Annotated in this window: 10 protein-coding genes, 1 tRNA gene and 2 pseudogenes; 10 read left to right on the top strand and 3 right to left on the bottom strand. The window is 60.1% G+C overall.

Going from position 1 to position 17,791, the window contains the following annotated elements; translation table 11 throughout:
• The first annotated feature begins 434 nt into the window (after positions 1-434).
• A complete protein-coding gene (locus QA635_RS03920; protein WP_080586093.1) occupies positions 435-650 on the top strand; it encodes a helix-turn-helix transcriptional regulator in 216 nt (71 codons plus the stop codon).
• Between the two features lie 37 nt (positions 651-687).
• Here QA635_RS03920 and QA635_RS03915 read toward each other — a convergent pair whose 3' ends face one another.
• Positions 688-1,632 (bottom strand): XRE family transcriptional regulator, encoded by a 945-nt coding sequence (locus QA635_RS03915; RefSeq protein ID WP_283067055.1) that lies wholly within the window; start codon positions 1,630-1,632, stop codon positions 688-690.
• Between the two features lie 1,560 nt (positions 1,633-3,192).
• On the opposite strand from QA635_RS03915, the gene QA635_RS03910 reads away from it, so the two are divergent.
• Positions 3,193-3,268: transfer RNA gene (locus QA635_RS03910), tRNA-Ile, on the top strand.
• A 223-nt stretch (positions 3,269-3,491) separates the two neighbouring features.
• Here QA635_RS03910 and QA635_RS03905 read toward each other — a convergent pair.
• Positions 3,492-4,690, bottom strand: a pseudogene (locus QA635_RS03905) (IS256 family transposase).
• A 164-nt stretch (positions 4,691-4,854) separates the two neighbouring features.
• Between QA635_RS03905 and QA635_RS03900 the strand changes: the two are divergent.
• The 3 genes from QA635_RS03900 to QA635_RS03890 all read left to right on the top strand — a co-directional run bounded on the left by QA635_RS03900 (position 4,855) and on the right by QA635_RS03890 (position 7,705).
• Positions 4,855-5,355, top strand: coding sequence for an amidase domain-containing protein (locus tag QA635_RS03900; protein ID WP_283067054.1), 501 nt, complete (start codon positions 4,855-4,857; stop codon positions 5,353-5,355).
• 278 nt (positions 5,356-5,633) lie between these two features.
• Complete coding sequence (locus QA635_RS03895; RefSeq protein ID WP_283067052.1) at positions 5,634-6,377, top strand: hypothetical protein; 744 nt, start codon at positions 5,634-5,636, stop codon at positions 6,375-6,377.
• 5 nt (positions 6,378-6,382) lie between these two features.
• Positions 6,383-7,705, top strand: a complete 1,323-nt coding sequence (locus QA635_RS03890) for a lipase family protein (RefSeq protein ID WP_283067050.1) — start codon at positions 6,383-6,385, stop codon at positions 7,703-7,705.
• 224 nt (positions 7,706-7,929) lie between these two features.
• Here the strand turns inward: QA635_RS03890 and QA635_RS03885 are convergent, their stop codons facing one another.
• The gene (locus QA635_RS03885) at positions 7,930-10,758 is read right to left on the bottom strand and encodes an RBBP9/YdeN family alpha/beta hydrolase (protein ID WP_283067049.1); all 2,829 of its coding nucleotides are present in this window, start codon (positions 10,756-10,758) and stop codon (positions 7,930-7,932) included.
• A gap of 1,566 nt (positions 10,759-12,324) precedes the next feature.
• On the opposite strand from QA635_RS03885, the gene QA635_RS03880 reads away from it, so the two are divergent.
• The 5 genes and pseudogenes from QA635_RS03880 to QA635_RS03860 all read left to right on the top strand — a co-directional run bounded on the left by QA635_RS03880 (position 12,325) and on the right by QA635_RS03860 (position 17,725).
• Entirely contained in the window at positions 12,325-12,450 is a 126-nt protein-coding gene (locus QA635_RS03880; RefSeq protein ID WP_276326189.1) for a hypothetical protein, read from the top strand.
• Between the two features lie 190 nt (positions 12,451-12,640).
• The gene (locus QA635_RS03875; protein WP_283071469.1) at positions 12,641-12,868 is read left to right on the top strand and encodes a DNA-binding protein; all 228 of its coding nucleotides are present in this window, start codon (positions 12,641-12,643) and stop codon (positions 12,866-12,868) included.
• A 105-nt stretch (positions 12,869-12,973) separates the two neighbouring features.
• Positions 12,974-13,138, top strand: a pseudogene (locus QA635_RS03870) (JAB domain-containing protein); the annotation flags it as partial.
• A 353-nt stretch (positions 13,139-13,491) separates the two neighbouring features.
• Entirely contained in the window at positions 13,492-15,615 is a 2,124-nt protein-coding gene (gene glgX / locus QA635_RS03865) for a glycogen debranching protein GlgX (protein ID WP_283067044.1), read from the top strand.
• 244 nt (positions 15,616-15,859) lie between these two features.
• A complete protein-coding gene (locus QA635_RS03860) occupies positions 15,860-17,725 on the top strand; it encodes a sigma-54-dependent Fis family transcriptional regulator (protein ID WP_283067041.1) in 1,866 nt (621 codons plus the stop codon).
• Positions 17,726-17,791 lie beyond the last annotated feature (66 nt).

Here is a 17,791-nt window from a genome sequence, read left to right as displayed (position 1 = left end):
CACTCTAAAGGGGGCGTTGCGGGGCTCTCCTCGCAGAAGGGGTCGGCCGAGACCACAGGCTCGGGCGCAGGGGAAGGCCTTCCCCTCTAAAACGCAATGTCGGATTTCAGGACGTCAGGATCGGCGTATTTTCCGCCCTTCTAGCCGCTTCCGCGGAGGAGGCTTCTCGAGCGATTTCCCTTTCAGGTCCGCCGAGGATGCCGCTCGCACCTTCGATACATCATGGACCAGCGGCCGAGAGGAGCAAGTATTTTTGCTACGCTCCGTCACGCTATCCTGCGAGTATCAACGATGGTCGACGCGACAACTCGTCCGCGCTCGACGCAAGCTACGCGGGGCCATCGAGATTGTCGTTTTCTTCTATCATTCTGGGTGTCAACATCACAGCGATCTCGACAGTGACGCCTCGTGCGGTGGAGTGATGGAGAAGACGAATGACAGACGCCAAATTCCTTACCGCCGAGGAAGTGTCTGCACGTTACCGTGGCGAGGTCACTGTGGGCACGCTGCGAAATTGGCGCGCGATGCGAACAGGGCCTGCATACATAAAAATCGGGAAAGCCGTGTTATACCCGATTGACGAGCTTGACGCATGGGACCGCAGAAATCTTGTGATTTGTAGCGTGTCGAAAGGACTGGACGCGGGCTAGCTTTGGGGCATGGACGTTCGATCAGTAGCAGATCCGGCTAGTCGTGAGACAACTTGATCTGCTTACCGACATGCTCACGCCAAAGACCGAGCCGCTTTACTCGATACTCGACTAATTCGGTCGATGTACCAAATGACTGCGCGACCTCATCCGAAGAGCGTTTCTTGCTAACAGCGTCGATAAGTGCCGTCTTTGGGAGCAGTACTGCCGAGGCCAAATAATAGGCGTCGTGCTCCTCCGCCTTGTCGAAGGTTCTGCCATATGATTCGGCTACGCGGGCAATCTTCGTGAGCTTGTGGCCAAGAAGGATGTGCCAATACTCCTCCAATAGAGTTACGCGTTGGCGCTCGATGGTGTGACTGTCATTCAAAAGCACGACCCAATTATCATTATCGGCATCCAGCGGAATAGTCATTGCAGACCATTCGCCGCCTGCAATTCCCCGTAGGTTCTTCACCGTTTGGGCATCAAGGCAGTTCGTCTTCCCAACAGGGATAACCTGTATCCCGTCCACTTCGATGCGCAGACTATCGATTGGCTCATCCTGCGAGAGCCCAAGATCCACTCTGAATTTCTCAGCGGCTTGCTCAAGCTCTTCTTTCGACAGCGACACGCTCGGAGAAGTTGCGTTGTCATCAACGTCCTGATGTCCAGACCAATGGGCGCCAGTCGCTAGAGTTTGGCGCAGGCATTCAGCTGCCTTCAACAACGTGCGGACGGTTGACGAGCGAACGTTCTTGCCTGCTCGGAAGTGTACGAATGCGACTTTATCAAACCCAAGTCCGGCGTCCTCGGCATCAGGACCAAGCCACTCCATAAGCCGAATCTTGGAGTTGTTATCTGGCAGCCCTTCCCCACGTTCGATTCTCGCGAGGGTCGAGAAACTGACGCCTATGGCTGCTGACAGTGCTCGGATGCTTAGTCCTTCAGCCTCACGTTTCCGTCTTATGGCTCGAATCAGCTTTTCTTCGAATGAGGGCATGCTTTCTCTGTGCGAATGGCACGGCTTGACACGCCCGTCCATTCGGGCGCAGGCTGTGCGGGTGACACAGACTCGCACATTTCCGATTCGGGGTGAAGCCTCCCTGGGAGAGGACGTCCGGGCCTTGTTGCGTGAGGTCGGAACTGCATTGGACCAGCAGCGACCGCTTCGAGTCCACGTCTATGGCCTGATCACCGTGGACGAGCTGTCCCCGGTAGCCACCGAAACTCAGGAGAATGGAAATGAACGACAAAGTGCGAGAAGATCCTCGGCCCGATCACGGAAAAGGACCGCCCGACGGCAAGGGGCGGCCATTGGACCATGGGCGGCCGGTACCTCACCACGGCTCGGCGGCGACGTCCTGCGTGCCTGCTATGAAGAGCAAATGAAGCGCCTTGCTGAGGCCTACCCCACTCTGCAGACTTTCTTGGATGACGACGGAATGTGGCTTCTCGCTAAGAGCTCGGTTATTCCGGGCTTGCCGCGGGAGGCCACGTTTCTCATAGCTCTTCCGTACAAATCGGGTCCGGGTCCTCGCGCATGGGGCTTCTGGACCGACGCCGCGGGGCACTCACGCTGGATTGGTCCGCGCCACACGAATTTCCGGGACGGGTCGATCTGCGCTTTTTCACCGAATGAGGGGGCGTGGTCCGAAGGCTGCGATCTTACGACGCTACTTGATCTCTATAGTGTGTGGGCGCTGCGGCATCTGCATCTAGAGGTCATCGGGCGTTGGCCAGGAAAGCAATATGGTCTCATAGGTGCAGACCCGAATGCGGACGCCTATTACCGTCAACGGGAGTGCCGAGATGACGAGCTTTGCGGTTGCGGCTCGGAAAGGCGGCGCTACGCGGATTGCTGCAAGGCGTCCGATCTGCGATGCGACTTTATCGAATCAGCTTCTCTCTTCCTTCAGCATACGGGCGGATTCGAATCTCGCGTGCCACCGCCATCAGTCGTTAGCTTTGTCCAAGAGCTATCCGCCGCCCCAAAAATGGCGGAAGTCCATTTACAGCTCCGGTGCGTAGCGTGAAACCGATCTCGAACGACGATCGAAGCGGCAGCGACAGCGACAGCGGTCGTTACGACAGTTGCTCACCACACACGGGCAGGATTGACGAAGATACATTCGACTGGGAGCAATATGCGTACATGCCAATCCCTCAAAGAGATGCGACGCTCGCACATCGCAGGCGGCAAGGATCCTCGAGATTAGCGAAAGCGGTTTTCAACGCCAAGGAACGCAGATTCGACTGCCGCCGACCTCCCGAGCTGTACGGGAGGAATGGTTAGTCCTTGCTTCACCTTCGGCGTGCCGGGGCCGAGCTTTTCATACGTCGCCTGCACCGGCAGAACCTAGAAGGACGCCGTTTCGCTACGATGATCGGCTTGCTAAGACGTGCAAAATTTGCCGCAGTTTGTCAGTCGACTGGTTCTGTTCAACGCTAAGGTCGGTGACTCAATCAGCCGTTCTTTGAATTGGCATTGCCAGAACGCCGGCCCCCTTGTAAACGAGCGCCGCACCGTTGCCGACCGTCTTTCAGCGGTCGCCCGCAGCGGGGGCCTGTAGCTCAATGGTTAGAGCCGATCGCTCATAACGGTCTGGTCGCAGGTTCGAGTCCTGCCGGGCCCACCAAGAGGATCAACAACTTACTGGCTTCTCGTCCGCGCAGCGCGACGACCGCACCAGATACGTCCACTTTTCGTTCGTGTGCGGGCTCGCGCACCGCAATCCGCTTGATGGCGCGAGACCGGCTTCGGTGATGGTGAACGTAGTCGTCGCCCACTCATCGATCGTGTCCCCGGGCGTGGTGTAGCTGGCGGCGGGTCACCGCGTTCACCGGCAAGAGCCGGGCAGGTCAGCTGGCCATCGCCGGAAGGCTGACGGTTGGATCATCGCTCAACGGCGCGATGGTTTCCAGCGTCATGTAGCGGGCGCGCTGAACGGCCCATTCGTCGTTCTGTCGAGCAGGATCGCGCCGATGAGGCGAACGATGGCGTCCTCGTTGGGGAAGATGCCGACCACCCCGGTCCGCCGCTTGATCTCGCCGTTGAGGCGCTCGATCGGGTTGGTGGAATGCAGCTTGGTTCGATGCTGGGGCGGGAAGGTCATGTAGGCGAGCACATCGGTCTCGGCCTCGTCGAGGAAGCCAGCAAGTTTGGGCAACTTGGGGCGGAGCTGGTCGGCAACCTTTCGCCACTGCGCTCGTGCGGCCTCGGCGTCGTCCTGGGCAAACGCGGTGGCAATGAAGGCGGAGACGACGCGCCGCCCGCTCTTGCCGGCATGCGCCAGCGTGTTGCGCATGAAGTGGACGCGGCAACGCTGCCAAGTGGCGTTGAGCACCTTGGCCACGGTGGCCTTGATGCCCTCGTGGGCGTCGGAGACGACGAGCTTGACACCGCGCAGGCCGCGGCGAGCGAGCTTGCGCAGGAATGCCGTCCAGAACGTCTCGGCTTCGGAGGGACCAATATCCATGCCGAGCACCTCGCGCCGGCCGTCACTGTTGACGCCGACCGCGACAATCACCGCGACCGACACGATGCGACCCTGCTGGCGCACCTTCACGTAGGTGGCGTCGATCTACAGATACGGCCAGTCGCCCTCGATCGGACGGGCGAGGAACGCCTTCACCTTGTCGTCGATCTCGCCGCACAGCCGACTCACCTGGCTTTTGGAGATGCCGCTCATGCCCATCGCCTGCAGCAGATCGTCCACCGAGCGGGTCGAGACGCCCTGCACGTAGGCTTCCTGCACCACGGCGGTGAGCGCCTTCTCGGCCATGCGGCGCGGCTCCAGGAAGCCCGGGAAGTACGAGCCCTTGCGCAGCTTGGGGATGCGCAGTTCGACCGCGCCGGCGCGGGTCTCCCAGATCCGGTCGCGGTAGCCGTTGCGCTGGGCCAGACGCTCGGGGTTCTTCTCGCCATAGGCCGCCCCGGTCTGGCCTTCGACCTCCAGCTCCATCAGACGCTGGGCGGCAAAGCCGATCATCTCGCGCAACAGATCGGCATCAGGGGTCTTCTCCACGAGCGTGCGCAGGTTCATCATATCGTCGGTCATCGGTGGTTCCTCGGTTGCGTTGGCGTGTCGCAACCCGATCCTACCGGCGAATCGCCGGTGACCACCGCAAAGCCGCCCGCCCGCTACGGCGCTATTTGAGGGCGCGCGTGCGGGCGGCTTTGCTCTACCGAGCTACACCATCACTGGGGACACGACCAGGTAAAATGACATACGATCGTACCAAGGCGCTCGCGTACGCCCGCAAGTATTGGACGAAGTCATGCTCTGATGGATACATCGGCGTTAGCGAAGCAACTCCTTACGTTAAGGTTCCGAACGGGACCATCTTCGTCCGCACTGACACTAACGAAACGGCGCGCCGACCCGGCGGGACGGAGATCGACAATGTCGATGATTGCGCCCACTTTCTCTCATGCTGCCTTGGACATGAGGCAAACGAGGCCGGCGGCGGACTGCCGATACGCCGGGATTTCCCGTCCGCGATCTATGGGGTCATCAGCGCCCGTCGATTGTTCAGCACACTGACCGAGGACGGATTGGTCGAAACAATACTCGAAAAGGCAAATCACACGCAAACTGCGAACAAGCTTTCTCAACTCGCCGCCGGAGATTTGATCTTCTATCGGGATCCATCGGCGAATGCATATGGTCATTCCGCGATGTATCGCGCTGATGCAAAGAAACGAGTTGCATGTCATACGTGATGCCGATGTGATCAAACCAACGAAATCGGCCAGGAATGGGATGGCGACGCTATTACCGATGTCAGCTACACGCTAGCGCCAGTGCGTGACACGGCGCCTCTGGTTGCATAGCGTCCCGTAGACCGGCTGCCCTCGGTCCACTCGTAGCGCCCGTAGGCTCCGGAAATACGATAAGCTTGTGTTCAGCAGAGGGCGTGCATGATAAAGTCCACAACTACCGCGATGCCGTCGGTCGGGCAGGACTGGCCGGCTCTCGTCGGAGATCCGGGGGAAGGCGAATGGGACGGCTACGAATTCTCGCGCTCGTTTTTCCAGTTCTGTTTTGCTCATCAATTGTTTCGCTCCGCGCGCAAGACGAGCAATGCCGAACCAGCCCAGAGCCGCAGTGCCAGTGTGCGTGCCGCGAGGTTCGGTCGATCGCATCGTTCGCGCCACGAGGGACTTGCCGGATCATCGAACCGGGCGGCGGCGCCTGCCAGCTTCGCTGGTTCGATGCTGCGCGCAGCAATGAGGAAAAGGTCTCTGATCCGAATCGAGCCGGAGCACCGCAGCGTCAGTTTCTGGATCGCGTGCGCAGCGGCAACCTGCCGATCAAGACGAGCGACATGGCATTTCTCCGCGTCGAGTTGCTTGAAGATAAAGTGAAGAGCAGCGACATCAAATTGCCTCCCGGGCCAACACCCTTTGAGACAGCCGCCGCCTATCTCGCCATCGATCCGAACAAGCTCGAGCCAGAACCACTGCTCGTCAGCCTACTGATCTTGTTGGGGCCAGCCGTGTCCGGCCAGACGAGCGACGCGGTGGCAGCCGCGCTGGTGGACTACCTTGCCAGTAACCCCAAGATGATTCTTGCCCGGTTTCAGGCCGAAAAACCGGAAGTCATTTCGTACAAGGCTGGTTCCTTCGAGTTCATCGACATGAGCGCGCGCGGCTGCGTCGAATTAGTGCTCCGCGGCGAGAAGCCCGTCACGTTGATGGTCAAGTCTCCCAGAGCCGCAGGACGCACCCGATGCCGCGAATAGGGTTCTTGGTCTTTTTGCTTCTCCTGGCCTCGATAGACTCCGCGGCCGCGATCGGGGTCGAAACCATTCGCAAGCATTCTCAAGGCTCGGATGCCGCTTTGGTATTCGTGCATGGACTTGGAGGCGGTCCTTGCTCGACCTTCGAAAGCAACGTCGCAAGTGCCGATGCCGCCGAACGAACCTTCGAATGCCAGCGCTACGAGCCTAGGAAGCGAACGGTGAAAGGAAAGCCACCACTAAGCTGGTTCACGATTTTCGAGCGAGACCACGCGGCAGCCCTGCCCGGCGGCCGGACGCTCGGCGATATCGACTTGTATACGGTTAGCTACATGGATGCGGCACCCGCAATGATTTCTGCGACCGAAATCGGTGAGTCGCTCGCACGCAATCCGGAGTTCCTCCGAATTTTGGACGAATACAACAACGTCCTATTCGTGGCCCATAGCATGGGCGGCATTGTTCTAAGACGTGCCATTGTCCGTCTCCAATTGAACGGCGAGCAGGCGCGTCTCGACCGGATCGTGGGCGTGGGCCTTCTCGGGTCACCTTCTGAAGGTGCGCCGCTCGCCGACTTCGTCAATGTCTGGGGTTGTTGGCTCCCGGCCATCTTGCGCAAAGTTTGCTGGGGTGAATACGTCGCCCAATGGTATGGCGCGGGCTGGCACCAGATTACGGACCTGCAAACGCTGGAGGGGCACAATCATCTCCTGGCGGGGTTGCAGACAGACTGGGGCTCGGTGATCAAGGCGCGCCAGGGCAAACCCTTTATCGTCTCGTGCGCGTACGAAACCGTCGCAGAGATCCCGGCACTCAAGTTGGCTGTCGTCGAGCGCATCTATACCCATACTGCCGGATGCTTCGAGCAGGAGCCAATCACTCAGAGCCACATGGCGTTGAGCAGGCCGATCGACATTGAAGACAACCGGCATCAGTGGTTACGACGAACGATCGTCGAGGCCCTGCAGCGTGTCGAGAACTTCAAACTGCGCAACTGGTCGCAGAACGACCCTCTCGGTGCGCTCATCGACCAGATCAATCTTGAGGCCGGACAGCCGCGTCCGTCAGGCGCCTTGGGAGAAACCGTGCAGGTACGGCCCGAATCCGAGGCAGAAGTCAATGCGCTTCGCCTGAAACCGGACAACCGTGACTATGGCGGTCCGACGTGGGGGGCCCTTCTGAAGTCAATCGCCCGTTATAATTCCTGTTTGAAGGTGCAGTCCGACCGTCGGCGACGAGAGCACGAGGTATGGACCAAAGGCGCAGTGGCGTGCCCGAACTCAATCGAGGCAAAGCGCATCTACGCTTGCGACCTACGCTTTTGTTCTTGAGAATGAATAAGCTATCTGGCACGTGCAAGCGAAGCGCTGCAAAAGCATCCCATTCTTGGCCGCGTACGAACTAGCAGGATCCGCCTTGATGCGTCTAAGCGCCGCCAGCACAGCCAAACCGAATTCCTGTTTCGAGTTCAGACTTTGCACTACACCGTGGGCCATCAGCGCGCTCTGTCTGCCCATAATTGCAATGCATGAGGCAGTGGCTCCTCCGCAAAATCCTATTCGTTCGACTTCACTCCATCGATCTCAAAATAGTGCTCGAGGTTAGAGACCAGATGCGGAACACGTTCGGCCGCCGCTGGTGCAGCACGCTGTACGCGGCAGCCTTCGAGGGTGAACGTCAGACCTTCATCCGCTTCGATTACGGTTGACAGCAACCGGCCTACGCAACTCGGATTCAATTGAGCCAGATCGATACGCGGTGTCAATGCTTCGCCGTCTAGTGCTGAGTAAAGCCGAATCTTGCTACCGACTTGCGCAGTTAATATTCGGCTTCCAGATCGCGCCGTCAGCTCAGCAACTGTATCGCCTAGGTCTAGCTGCTGTACGCTCCACCGAAGAGGGATCGACGCATCCGGGAGCACCTGGCGTTTTACAAACCAGGCCGAGATCGTCCCGGCGGTCTGATCAAACCAACTCGTCGGCTTTGGAACGTCGAGGGCGATTAGCGTGTCCGGCATCATGGAGAGGACGAACGCGCCGCCCGTGAGCACCAACCTGGGCCGAGTCGCATCATTCTTGTTGGCCGAAGCGCGTTCGTGAGTGAGCACGCCGTCATAGGGCGCGTCAAACGTGCGCCGACCAGTCAATTTCACCTTATCGGCTTCGAGGCGATAGGCGGACACCTCTGCGGCACCCGGATATCCTTCCACGTCGGAGATCACCATCACCGCGTGTCGTTCGCTATCGACCGCGGCGGCAAAAACATTTCCAGGTGGAATGTCATTGGGCGCGAGCTGCGTGCCGCTCGCAAGCTCTACGATTGTAAACCCGCCTGGATTCGTCTCAGTCCTCGCGTCGCCGAGAACTGCGAGATCTCCTGCAGCAGACTTCCATATGCTGCCCCCACCTTCGGACGCAAACGGGTAAATCCCGCATCTACCGACCCGCCGCTCGTCTATCATCTCACAGATCACCCGACCGTACATCCATTGTCCGACTGCGATAGCTGTCGCTAAATATCGCTTCCCTTTGCTTCCGGAGAATATTTGAGGGCATCCCATATCTTGGATGTCTGACTTAGCCTGCTCAAGCGACGTGCTCGTCCCATTGATGAGGCTCATGGACGTCAAGTCGAGCGCCGTCATGTCTTTTACTACCCGCGTATCGGTACCCAGATTGCGGTCGGGCGTGCAGGTATCGTCGGCTGCCTCATTCTCCGTTGTCGGCGCTTGCACTATCTGGAACAGTTTCTGCTCGGGAACCGATCGAGGGAATTGCAGCCTGGATATTCCGAGAACCTCTAGAGTAGTTCCGCAGTCCTCGTGTAGATCATCAGAATAGAATTTCGACGTATCCTCATGTCGCGGCGCCGTGCGTCTCTCGATAGCATCCTCGAACAGGTAGCTCAGTGGTGCAATTGAGATTGTCTTTTTTGCATCGTCATCTTCATCATCGAACCATGCCAAGTTCTGGCAGTTCGAATGAAAGCGAAGATCAATATCCTCCCTTATCGCCGTTGTCCGGGCTGTTCGACGCGCAAGGTCAATACCTACATAATATGTCGTACTGTCGTCTCCTTCGATCTCCCTCACGGCAAATTCGATGAGAATACGGTTCCGGTCGGCACGCAAGGGTCGCACGACAAATTCTCGGCTCGCGCGACCATCATGGTTGATAGGAACGCGCATCAGAACCGTGGCAAGCTTCAGATCAAACACGATGAACTCGATCTGACGTTCCTTCCGCTCCTGGTCAACGACCTCAACTACTTTCTCGGTGATAAGGACCGATACTCCAGCGTCGGAGTTTCGAAACTGAAAGAGCGGCGGCGGAACGTCGAGCCGCAGAACCCTATCCGCCTTGAAGTAGATTCCGCCGGACCACCGGAAGATGCTTCCCGCCGGAACTGTAGCAAGAACCTCGTTCGCGGTGAGCAGGCGTTGCAAGCCGAACCTCGCGACATCGGATATTCGGGCCACGTCCCTTTCGGTAGTGAATGTCCCTGCATTGATCAGACGAGCGAGGGACGCCACGGCATCTGACACGAGCCGGTCGCTACCCACTTGTCCGGCGGCGGCCTGATATTGGCGCCGTCCCTCTTCAAGCGCCGTCTCACGTCGCGGTTGAACGTATCCGAAGAAAACCAAAATGGCGATCAGTCCAAGATACAGGCCACCCTTCAATGGATCGGAAATCCGCATGAATGCGTGTAAAACGCCTTGCAGAGTCCCGCCTAGCGATAGCGCGCCCGCCGGCTTCGGAGCTTGAGCGAGAGCGACGATGGGCACCCACCATTCGCGCATAAACGAATCCGGATCGTTCCCGACAGGGCGGAAGTAATGGCTGTGACCGCCCGCGAAGTACCTGTTGACAATGAAGTCGTCGGTGAATCCGTAGAAGCCGACCCGTCCGGCCATACCAGTTAACAGTACCAGCATTTGGCTCAGCACTAGAATTCCGTCGTTCGTTCCGCAATCATTGACCACCAACTTCAGCTTTCCTGTCGCACGCAAGCGACGCCAGTTGAAATTGGATCGAAGGACGCTTCCAGAAAGGATCAGCGCTGGGATAATAGGTAATTCGTCAGGCTTGATGCCGCAGAGGGCGTGAGCCACAAGGTGCGTTCCGAAAGAGTGGCAAACAATCGTGATCGGACTTCCTGGATTTTCCCGGATAATCTCACGAAGCCGGTTGCGGAAAGATCGGACAGCCAGCCAGCGAAAAATTGGAATCAGGAAGGCGATAACGCTAAAGTAGCCGTAACGGTACGATTTGACGTCGATGTTCGGATTTGCGTCCTGAACGAGGCTCTTAAGCCGCTCTTGCCATTCGCCAAACGTTCGAATCCCATGGACCGTTATGAGAATTGGTCGGGTCGCGGACATGTTCGCTCGCTAGAAAAATTCAGCCATTATGGCAGCATTCAGCGTCACTACAGCGAACCAGGCGACGAAATTTGTGTCAGAGACTCATGGTGGCCTTTAGTTCGCGAGTAGCAGGCATTCGCTGCAATGCTGTAAAAGTAGCATCGTAATACAATGCTAGCAGAAGTGGAAGAGCGATCGCTCGAAAATCCGTAAAGGGATCTGATCTGAGGTATCACAATGACCTCGGAAGCCAACTCGCGGCTTCTCTCTCAGATATGTCAACCGAGCGTCATTCATTTACGATGAACGGCGCGACCGGAGCAAATCCCGTTTCGTCGATCGGCGACGCAAGTTGCAGCATCTTGCCGGCGTGCTGTTCTAGCGCCCGGACGGGAACGCGGTTGCTTCATGTCCTCTATCGCGCCGCGAACCCGCTCGCCCTCGCTGCGGTCACCGAACGCCGCCATAAGCCGAGTTCTGCCCGCTAAAGCGAACGCGTCATGTTGTCGAGCGATATTAGAGCCTTGTAGGCATCCAAGAGTCGGACGGACAAGCTCCTCTTGCGATCCGATAGTGGCCCATACATTGTCTCTTCGAGATAAATATACTTGTCATCGATGAGAATGGCGAAGAGGCCGGGATTACAACGTAGGCAAAGATGACGCCAAGAATTCACAGCTTCGGCCAACGCAACTGCCACGCAATGTCGCTATTGGGCCAGTTTCGATCGTATCGAGCTCGCTAGCAATGCAAGTTGTTGCAGATCCAAATGCCGCGGGAGATCCAGATAATTATATTGCAGTTTCAACGGCCTGTAAGCTGGCGGTCCTCATTAAGCAAGGCGCCCCGCCTTAACTCCTCCGGCCAATTAGCCTGCAGGTTGAGAAGTTCATGCATGGCTTTGCCATTCCTCCGCTCGTACGTTTCATCGCCGATGCGAAACGAACTCCGCCGAGCCGAGTCCGAGTTCAGGAAGCGGCTTGGTCGCCCAAGGATTGGAAATGCGCAAGCCGGCCTTCCTCGCGAAATTCTATGGATCAATGCGCATTAGCATCAGAACACCGCTCAGGCGCGTGTTCTGAGGTTGTCCGTCTGGCGGACCGTACTAGGTACCATCAGGCCTACGCCGCTCTCTCACGATTTCCTCGGCTTTCGGCCCTTTTGAAATCTCGACGTATGGAGTTCCAAACAGGGCATTGATCGCCGCCAGTTCGTTGTGGTGGGTCTCGTCGGCCACTGCGAAGCAATCGCGGCGGGTCGCTTACATCGCCAGCTCTGAAGTCGCTGGAGCTACTTCTCGACCACACCCGCTCTGCGTTTGTGATGCCGCGAAGGGAGGTGAAAGGGCCAGCCTGAACCTGCGTTCGCCCCCTTCGCCAACAATGTCACTCAAAGGAATCCCTTTAGATCGGCACCACCCAACCCACCAGTGGCCTCCGGCGCCGTTCAATTCTGTGCACCTTCAGCTACTCAAACCGGTCCCTCAGATGCATGTGAGACCTCGCGTGCGCCGATCGAACCGGCCCCCGTCGAGCCGACTTGTAAGCCCGGCGCTGGAGGCGCTGTTTCAACCGGAGGACGCTTATGAACATGTTCGTATCGACCGCGGCTGCCGTCGCCTCCGTACCTGCGCCAGCCCTGGCGGGCAATCAATCCGACAAGCTCACTCGCCTGAGTGCGATGCTGGCGCGCGCCGAGGAAATCGTGTGACTTGCTGTGCACACGTTATGTGCGAAAGGGCTGGAAAATCGACGAGGTCGCCGCCGAGCGAGCGCTAGAGTACTTTCGGAAATCAGCGGCGGACGACTCGGACAATGACGAATTGCGCGAAGCTGCCATAGAGTTTCTGACCAGTCACGGTCAGTCCCTGGACTGGATGTTTGACGGGAAGCTCGACGGCATGATCTGCGGCCTCGCACACAATTCGAAACATGCGGCGACCAGCGCCCCGAATGTCGCGATGGATACCCTTCGGAATTGGCGAGCGATGAAGATCGGTCCGACCTTCGTCAAGATTGGCAAGGCTGTTTTGTATCCAACGAATGAACTTGATGCTTGGGATCAAAAGAATACGGTGACGTGCCGAGCATCAAAGGGACTCAACGTGGATAAGGGTGAAGGAGCGTGAAGATCACGTACGAACACGCGAAGCCGCTCCCAATTGCAGCTCCCTTGCGGATCTATCGTTTCCATAAATTGGCTTATTTTCAATACCTTACTCGAGACGAGCAGAGTGTTGCACAACCATCCGTCCGGCGACCCGACGCCGTCGCAGGCCGACATCCAGATGACGAAAGCGATCGTCGACATCGCCAAGCCGCTCGGGATCGCCGTGCATGATCACATCATCGTCGGCAAGAACGGGCATACCAGCTTCAAGGGCATGCGGCTGATTTAGCATTGCACTCAACAAGCCCGCCGCTGTCGTGTGCGCAATTGCGCACGGGGGGCCGGGACCCATACCCACAGGGTTGTGTTGTCGAAGCACGCTGTGGCTCCAGCTTTGCATGCCAATTTGCTTTCGTGGTTATGGGTCCCGGGTCGCGCTGCGCTTGCCCGGGACGACATCGAGATTGTGACAAAGAGTCATACGTCCGCATTCTCGCGACATCTCTTGCCGAGCCTTGCATCTCGTTCCGCCCGCGTCATACGAACCAAGCGTAACTGCCGCTAAACTAGCCAATGCAACGTTTTCCGCGCGGCGGCGTTTGTTGCAGGTTGCATTGATGGCTTCCAAGCCTTGGGGGACCGATGTCCGATTTCGTCATTGAGGAAGGGCTGCCCTACCCGCTGGGCGCCCACTGGAGCGGCCACGGCACCAATTTCGCGGTGTTTTCCGCCAACGCCACCAAGGTCGAGGTCTGCCTGTTCGACGGCGAGCGCGAGACGCATCGCTTCGAGCTGCCCGAATATACCGACCAGGTGTTTCACGGCTTCATCAATGGCGTGCAGCCGGGGACGTTCTACGGCTACCGCGTCTACGGTCCCTACCAGCCGGACGGCGGCCACCGCTTCAACCCGAACAAGCTGCTGCTCGATCCCTACGCCTGCGCCCATGCCGGCAGCCTGACCTGGAATCCGGCGGTGTTCGGCTACAAGATGGAGAGCGGCGACGACCTCACCTTCGACGAGCGCGATAGCGCGCCGTTCATGCCGAAATGCGTGGTGGTCGATCCCAATTTCGACTGGGTCCAGGAGGCGCAGCGGCAGGACGTGCATTGGGACGAGACCGTGGTCTACGAGACCCACGTCAAGGGGTTCACCAAGCAGCACCCGGGCGTCAACGAACATTTGCGCGGCACCTATGCCGGCTTCGGCTCGAATGCCGCGATCGATCATCTCAAGGCGCTCGGCATCACCTCGGTCGAGCTGCTGCCGGTGCATTCCTTCATCAACGACAGCAACCTGCTCGACAAGCACCTCACCAATTACTGGGGCTACAACACCATCGGCTTCTTCGCGCCGGATCCGCGCTACGCCGCCGACGTGCCGAACAGCCTGCGCGAATTCAAGGAGATGGTGTCGCGGCTGCATGGCGCCGGCCTCGAAGTCATTCTCGACGTCGTCTACAACCACACCGCCGAAGGCAATGAGCGCGGCCCGACGCTGTCGTTCAAGGGCATCGACAATGCGAGCTATTACCGGCTGCTGCCGGACAAGCGGCGCTACTACATCAACGACACCGGCACCGGCAACACGGTGAACCTGTCGCATCCGCGGGTGATCCAGATGGTGATGGACAGCCTGCGCTACTGGGCCGGCCACATGCATGTCGACGGCTTCCGCTTCGATCTCGGCACCATCCTGGCACGTGAGGTTTACGGCTTCGACGAGCAGTCCGGCTTCCTCAAGGCGATGAACCAGGACCCGCTTCTCGCGACCGTCAAGCTGATCGCCGAACCCTGGGATTGCGGCCCCGGCGGCTACCAGGTCGGCGGCTTCCCGGCGGGCTGGGCGGAGTGGAACGACAAATACCGCAACGTTGTGCGCGATTTCTGGCGCGGCGAGGCGGCGCCAGGCAGCCTGGCACCGCGGCTGCTCGGCTCGCACGACGTGTTCAACCGCGAGGGCCGCCGCACCTGGGCCAGCGTCAACTTCATCACCGCCCATGACGGGTTCACGCTGAACGACTGGGCGAGCTACAACAACAAGCACAACGAGGCCAACGGCGAGCACAACAATGACGGCTCGTCGGACAACCACTCCTGGAATTGCGGCGCCGAGGGCCCGACCGCCAATCCGGATATCCGCACTTTGCGCGAACGGCAGAAGCGCAACATGCTGGCGACGCTGCTGGCCTCGCAGGGCACGCCGATGCTGCTCGGCGGCGACGAGTTCGGCCGCACCCAGCGCGGCAACAACAATGCGTACTGCCAGGACAACGACATCTCGTGGTTCGACTGGAATTTTTCCGACGACGGCGGGAAGCTGCTCGCCTTCACCAAGCGGATGATCAAGCTGCGGCGCGACTACCCGATCCTGCGCCGCAGCCGCTTCCTCTCCGGCGATCGCGATCCGCAGCTCGAGATCCGCGACGTGGTCTGGATCGGCACGACAGGCGCCGAGATGACGCAGGCCGACTGGAGCACCGGCTGGATCAAATGTTTCGGCGTCGTGCTCGACGGCCGCGCGCGCAAGACCGCGATCGCGCGTGAGGGCGAGGACGACACTGTGCTTGTCATCCTCAACAGCTACGAGGGCGAGGTCGACTTCAAGCTGCCGCCGACGTCAGCCGGACCGCGCTGGTCGCTGCTGCTCGACACCAACGCGCCGGAACAGCCGGCAGGCGCGCAGTTTGCGTTCGACGGCACGTACAAGGCGGTAGGGCGTTCGTTCGTGCTCTTCACCGCCGGCGAGGTGAAGTCATCCCCGTAGCCCGTTGGCTCCACCCGGGCTGCGGTCCGCCTTCTCCTTCCCCCTAAAGGGGAAAGGTCGGGATGGGGGTCAGCCCCGGGCGACGCTGCAAGCCGAGAGTGCAGATCCCCACCCGCTTAGCTCTGCCGAGCAAAGCGACCTCCCCTTTGCAAGGGGAGGTTAGAGTCCCGCGACCCCGTCGGCCAATTGACATTCGGCCGCGGACTGCCAGACTTCGCGGAAAATTAGGGGTGGAGACCTCTGGATGGCCAATCTTTCGGCCTCAAATCACGTCGCCCGTGTTTTGTCGGCGGCCAACCAGGTGGCCGGCGTCGACACCGAGACGCGGATCGCCGCGTCCTGGCGGCGCTGCCTGGTCAATCACAACCTCGACCCGGCCCGGCGTGGGCCGCCGCAGACCCTGACCGAGGCCGAGGTCCGGCACATCGCCGAGCCGATGGAGGATTTGATCCAGGTCGCGATCCCCGAGCTCGAGGACCTCGCCCGCGTGCTCCACGATTCCGGCTACTGCGTCAATCTCGCCGATCCCAACGCCACCATGCTGGTGAGCCGGCTGCCCGGGGGCGACTACGCGCGGATGTTCCTGGAGTGGAAGATCTACACCGGCTCGAACTTCGCCGAGACGTTCGAGGGCACCAACGGGCTCGGCACCGCGCTCGCCGAGCAGCGGCCGATCCTGGTCCATGGCGACGAGCATTTCCGCGAGCAGTGGCACATGTTCACCTGCGCGGTGTCGCCGCTGTTCGATCATGCCGGGCGGCTCGCCGGCGCCGTCAACATCACCTCGTGCCGCAGCGATCTCGGCCGCAGCGCGCATGAACTGGCGCTCGCCGTCACCACGGAGGCGACGCGGCGGATCGAGCAGTCGTTCTTCCGCCGGCGCTACCGCGCCTCCTGGATCGCGATGCTGCCCGGCGACGGGCACGGCATGCTGGCCTATGACGACGACCGCCGTGTCGTCGGCGCCTGCCGCACCGCGCGCGCAGCGTTCGGGCTGACCGATGCGATGATCGAGGACGGCATCGACCTGTCGCATCTCGTTCAACTGGACGATCGCGCGACGCGTGCCGCGGACGAGCAGGTCGCGCTGCGCCGCGCCGACGGCACGCCGTGGGGCCGCGCCCATCTGGCGCCGCCGGTGCGGGCGCGTTCGCCGCGTCCACCATCCACGCCGCCGCGCGAAAAGCCGGCCGGACAGTTTTCCGGCCTGTACCGGCTGGCGGGCCGCGATCCCGTGCTGATCAAGGGCGTGAAGCGGCTGATGACGGTCGGCAATCTCGACCTGCCGATCCTGCTGCATGGCGAGACCGGCGCCGGCAAGGACGTGTTCGCGCGCGCCATCCATACGGCGAGCAACCGCGCCGGCCGCAACTATGTCGCGCTAAACTGCGCGGCGATGCCGGAGAGCCTGATCGACGCCGAGCTGTTTGGCTACGAGGCCGGCGCCTTCACCGGCGCGCGGCGCGAGGGATCGAAGGGGCTGATCGTGCAAGCCTCTGGCGGCACGCTGTTCCTCGACGAGATCGGCGACATGCCGCTTTCGCTGCAGACCCGGCTGCTGCGCGTGCTGGAAAACCGCGAGGTCTGGCCACTCGGCGCGCTGAAACCTGTCGCGGTCGACATCCGCCTGATCAGCGCCACGCACCGTGATCTGGCGCGGATGGCGGAGGACGGCAGCTTCCGCTCCGATCTGTACTACCGGCTGCGCGGCATGGAGATCCGCCTGCCCGCGTTGCGCGAGCGCGCCGACCGCAAGGACGTCATCGCGCAGATCGCCGACGAGGAAGCGCCGCACTGCCGCATCGCGGCCGACGCCTGGGCGCAGCTGATGGCCTATCCGTTCCCCGGCAACATGCGCCAGCTTCGCCATGTGCTGCGGCTCGCCGGCGCCACCGCGGAGGACGGCGTCATCACCGAGGCCGATCTCGATCTGCCGCCGTTCAGCGCACGTGGCGCGGAGGCCGATCACACCGCGAGCGAGCGCGCCGCGATCGTCGATGCATTGCGCGCCAATGACGGAAGAGTGACGAACGCAGCCAAGGCGCTCGGGCTCAGCCGCGCGACGTTGTACCGGAAGATCAAGGCGTTAGGGATCGCGCTGGACAGCTAGAGCAGAACGGCCCCTGCTGTTCCGGCGGTGCGGGAAAGGTGATATCGTACGGTTTTCGCCTTCAAC

Origin of the sequence: Bradyrhizobium brasilense (genome assembly GCF_029714345.1) — a bacterium.
Taxonomy (GTDB): Bacteria; Pseudomonadota; Alphaproteobacteria; order Rhizobiales; family Xanthobacteraceae; genus Bradyrhizobium; species Bradyrhizobium australafricanum.
The sequence above is the reverse complement of the archived record's forward strand: the minus strand, read 5'-3'. Positions and strand labels throughout refer to the sequence as shown.

Coding starts and splice junctions, on each gene's coding strand:
- QA635_RS03895 (WP_283067052.1), top strand. CDS start 5,634: ATGGGACGGCTACGAATTCTCGCGCTCGTTTTTCCAGTTCTGTTTTGC.
- QA635_RS03860 (WP_283067041.1), top strand. CDS start 15,860: ATGGCCAATCTTTCGGCCTCAAATCACGTCGCCCGTGTTTTGTCGGCG.
- QA635_RS03915 (WP_283067055.1), bottom strand. CDS start 1,632: ATGCCCTCATTCGAAGAAAAGCTGATTCGAGCCATAAGACGGAAACGT.
- QA635_RS03920 (WP_080586093.1), top strand. CDS start 435: ATGACAGACGCCAAATTCCTTACCGCCGAGGAAGTGTCTGCACGTTAC.
- glgX (WP_283067044.1), top strand. CDS start 13,492: ATGTCCGATTTCGTCATTGAGGAAGGGCTGCCCTACCCGCTGGGCGCC.
- QA635_RS03875 (WP_283071469.1), top strand. CDS start 12,641: ATGATCTGCGGCCTCGCACACAATTCGAAACATGCGGCGACCAGCGCC.
- QA635_RS03900 (WP_283067054.1), top strand. CDS start 4,855: ATGACATACGATCGTACCAAGGCGCTCGCGTACGCCCGCAAGTATTGG.
- QA635_RS03885 (WP_283067049.1), bottom strand. CDS start 10,758: ATGTCCGCGACCCGACCAATTCTCATAACGGTCCATGGGATTCGAACG.
- QA635_RS03880 (WP_276326189.1), top strand. CDS start 12,325: ATGAACATGTTCGTATCGACCGCGGCTGCCGTCGCCTCCGTACCTGCG.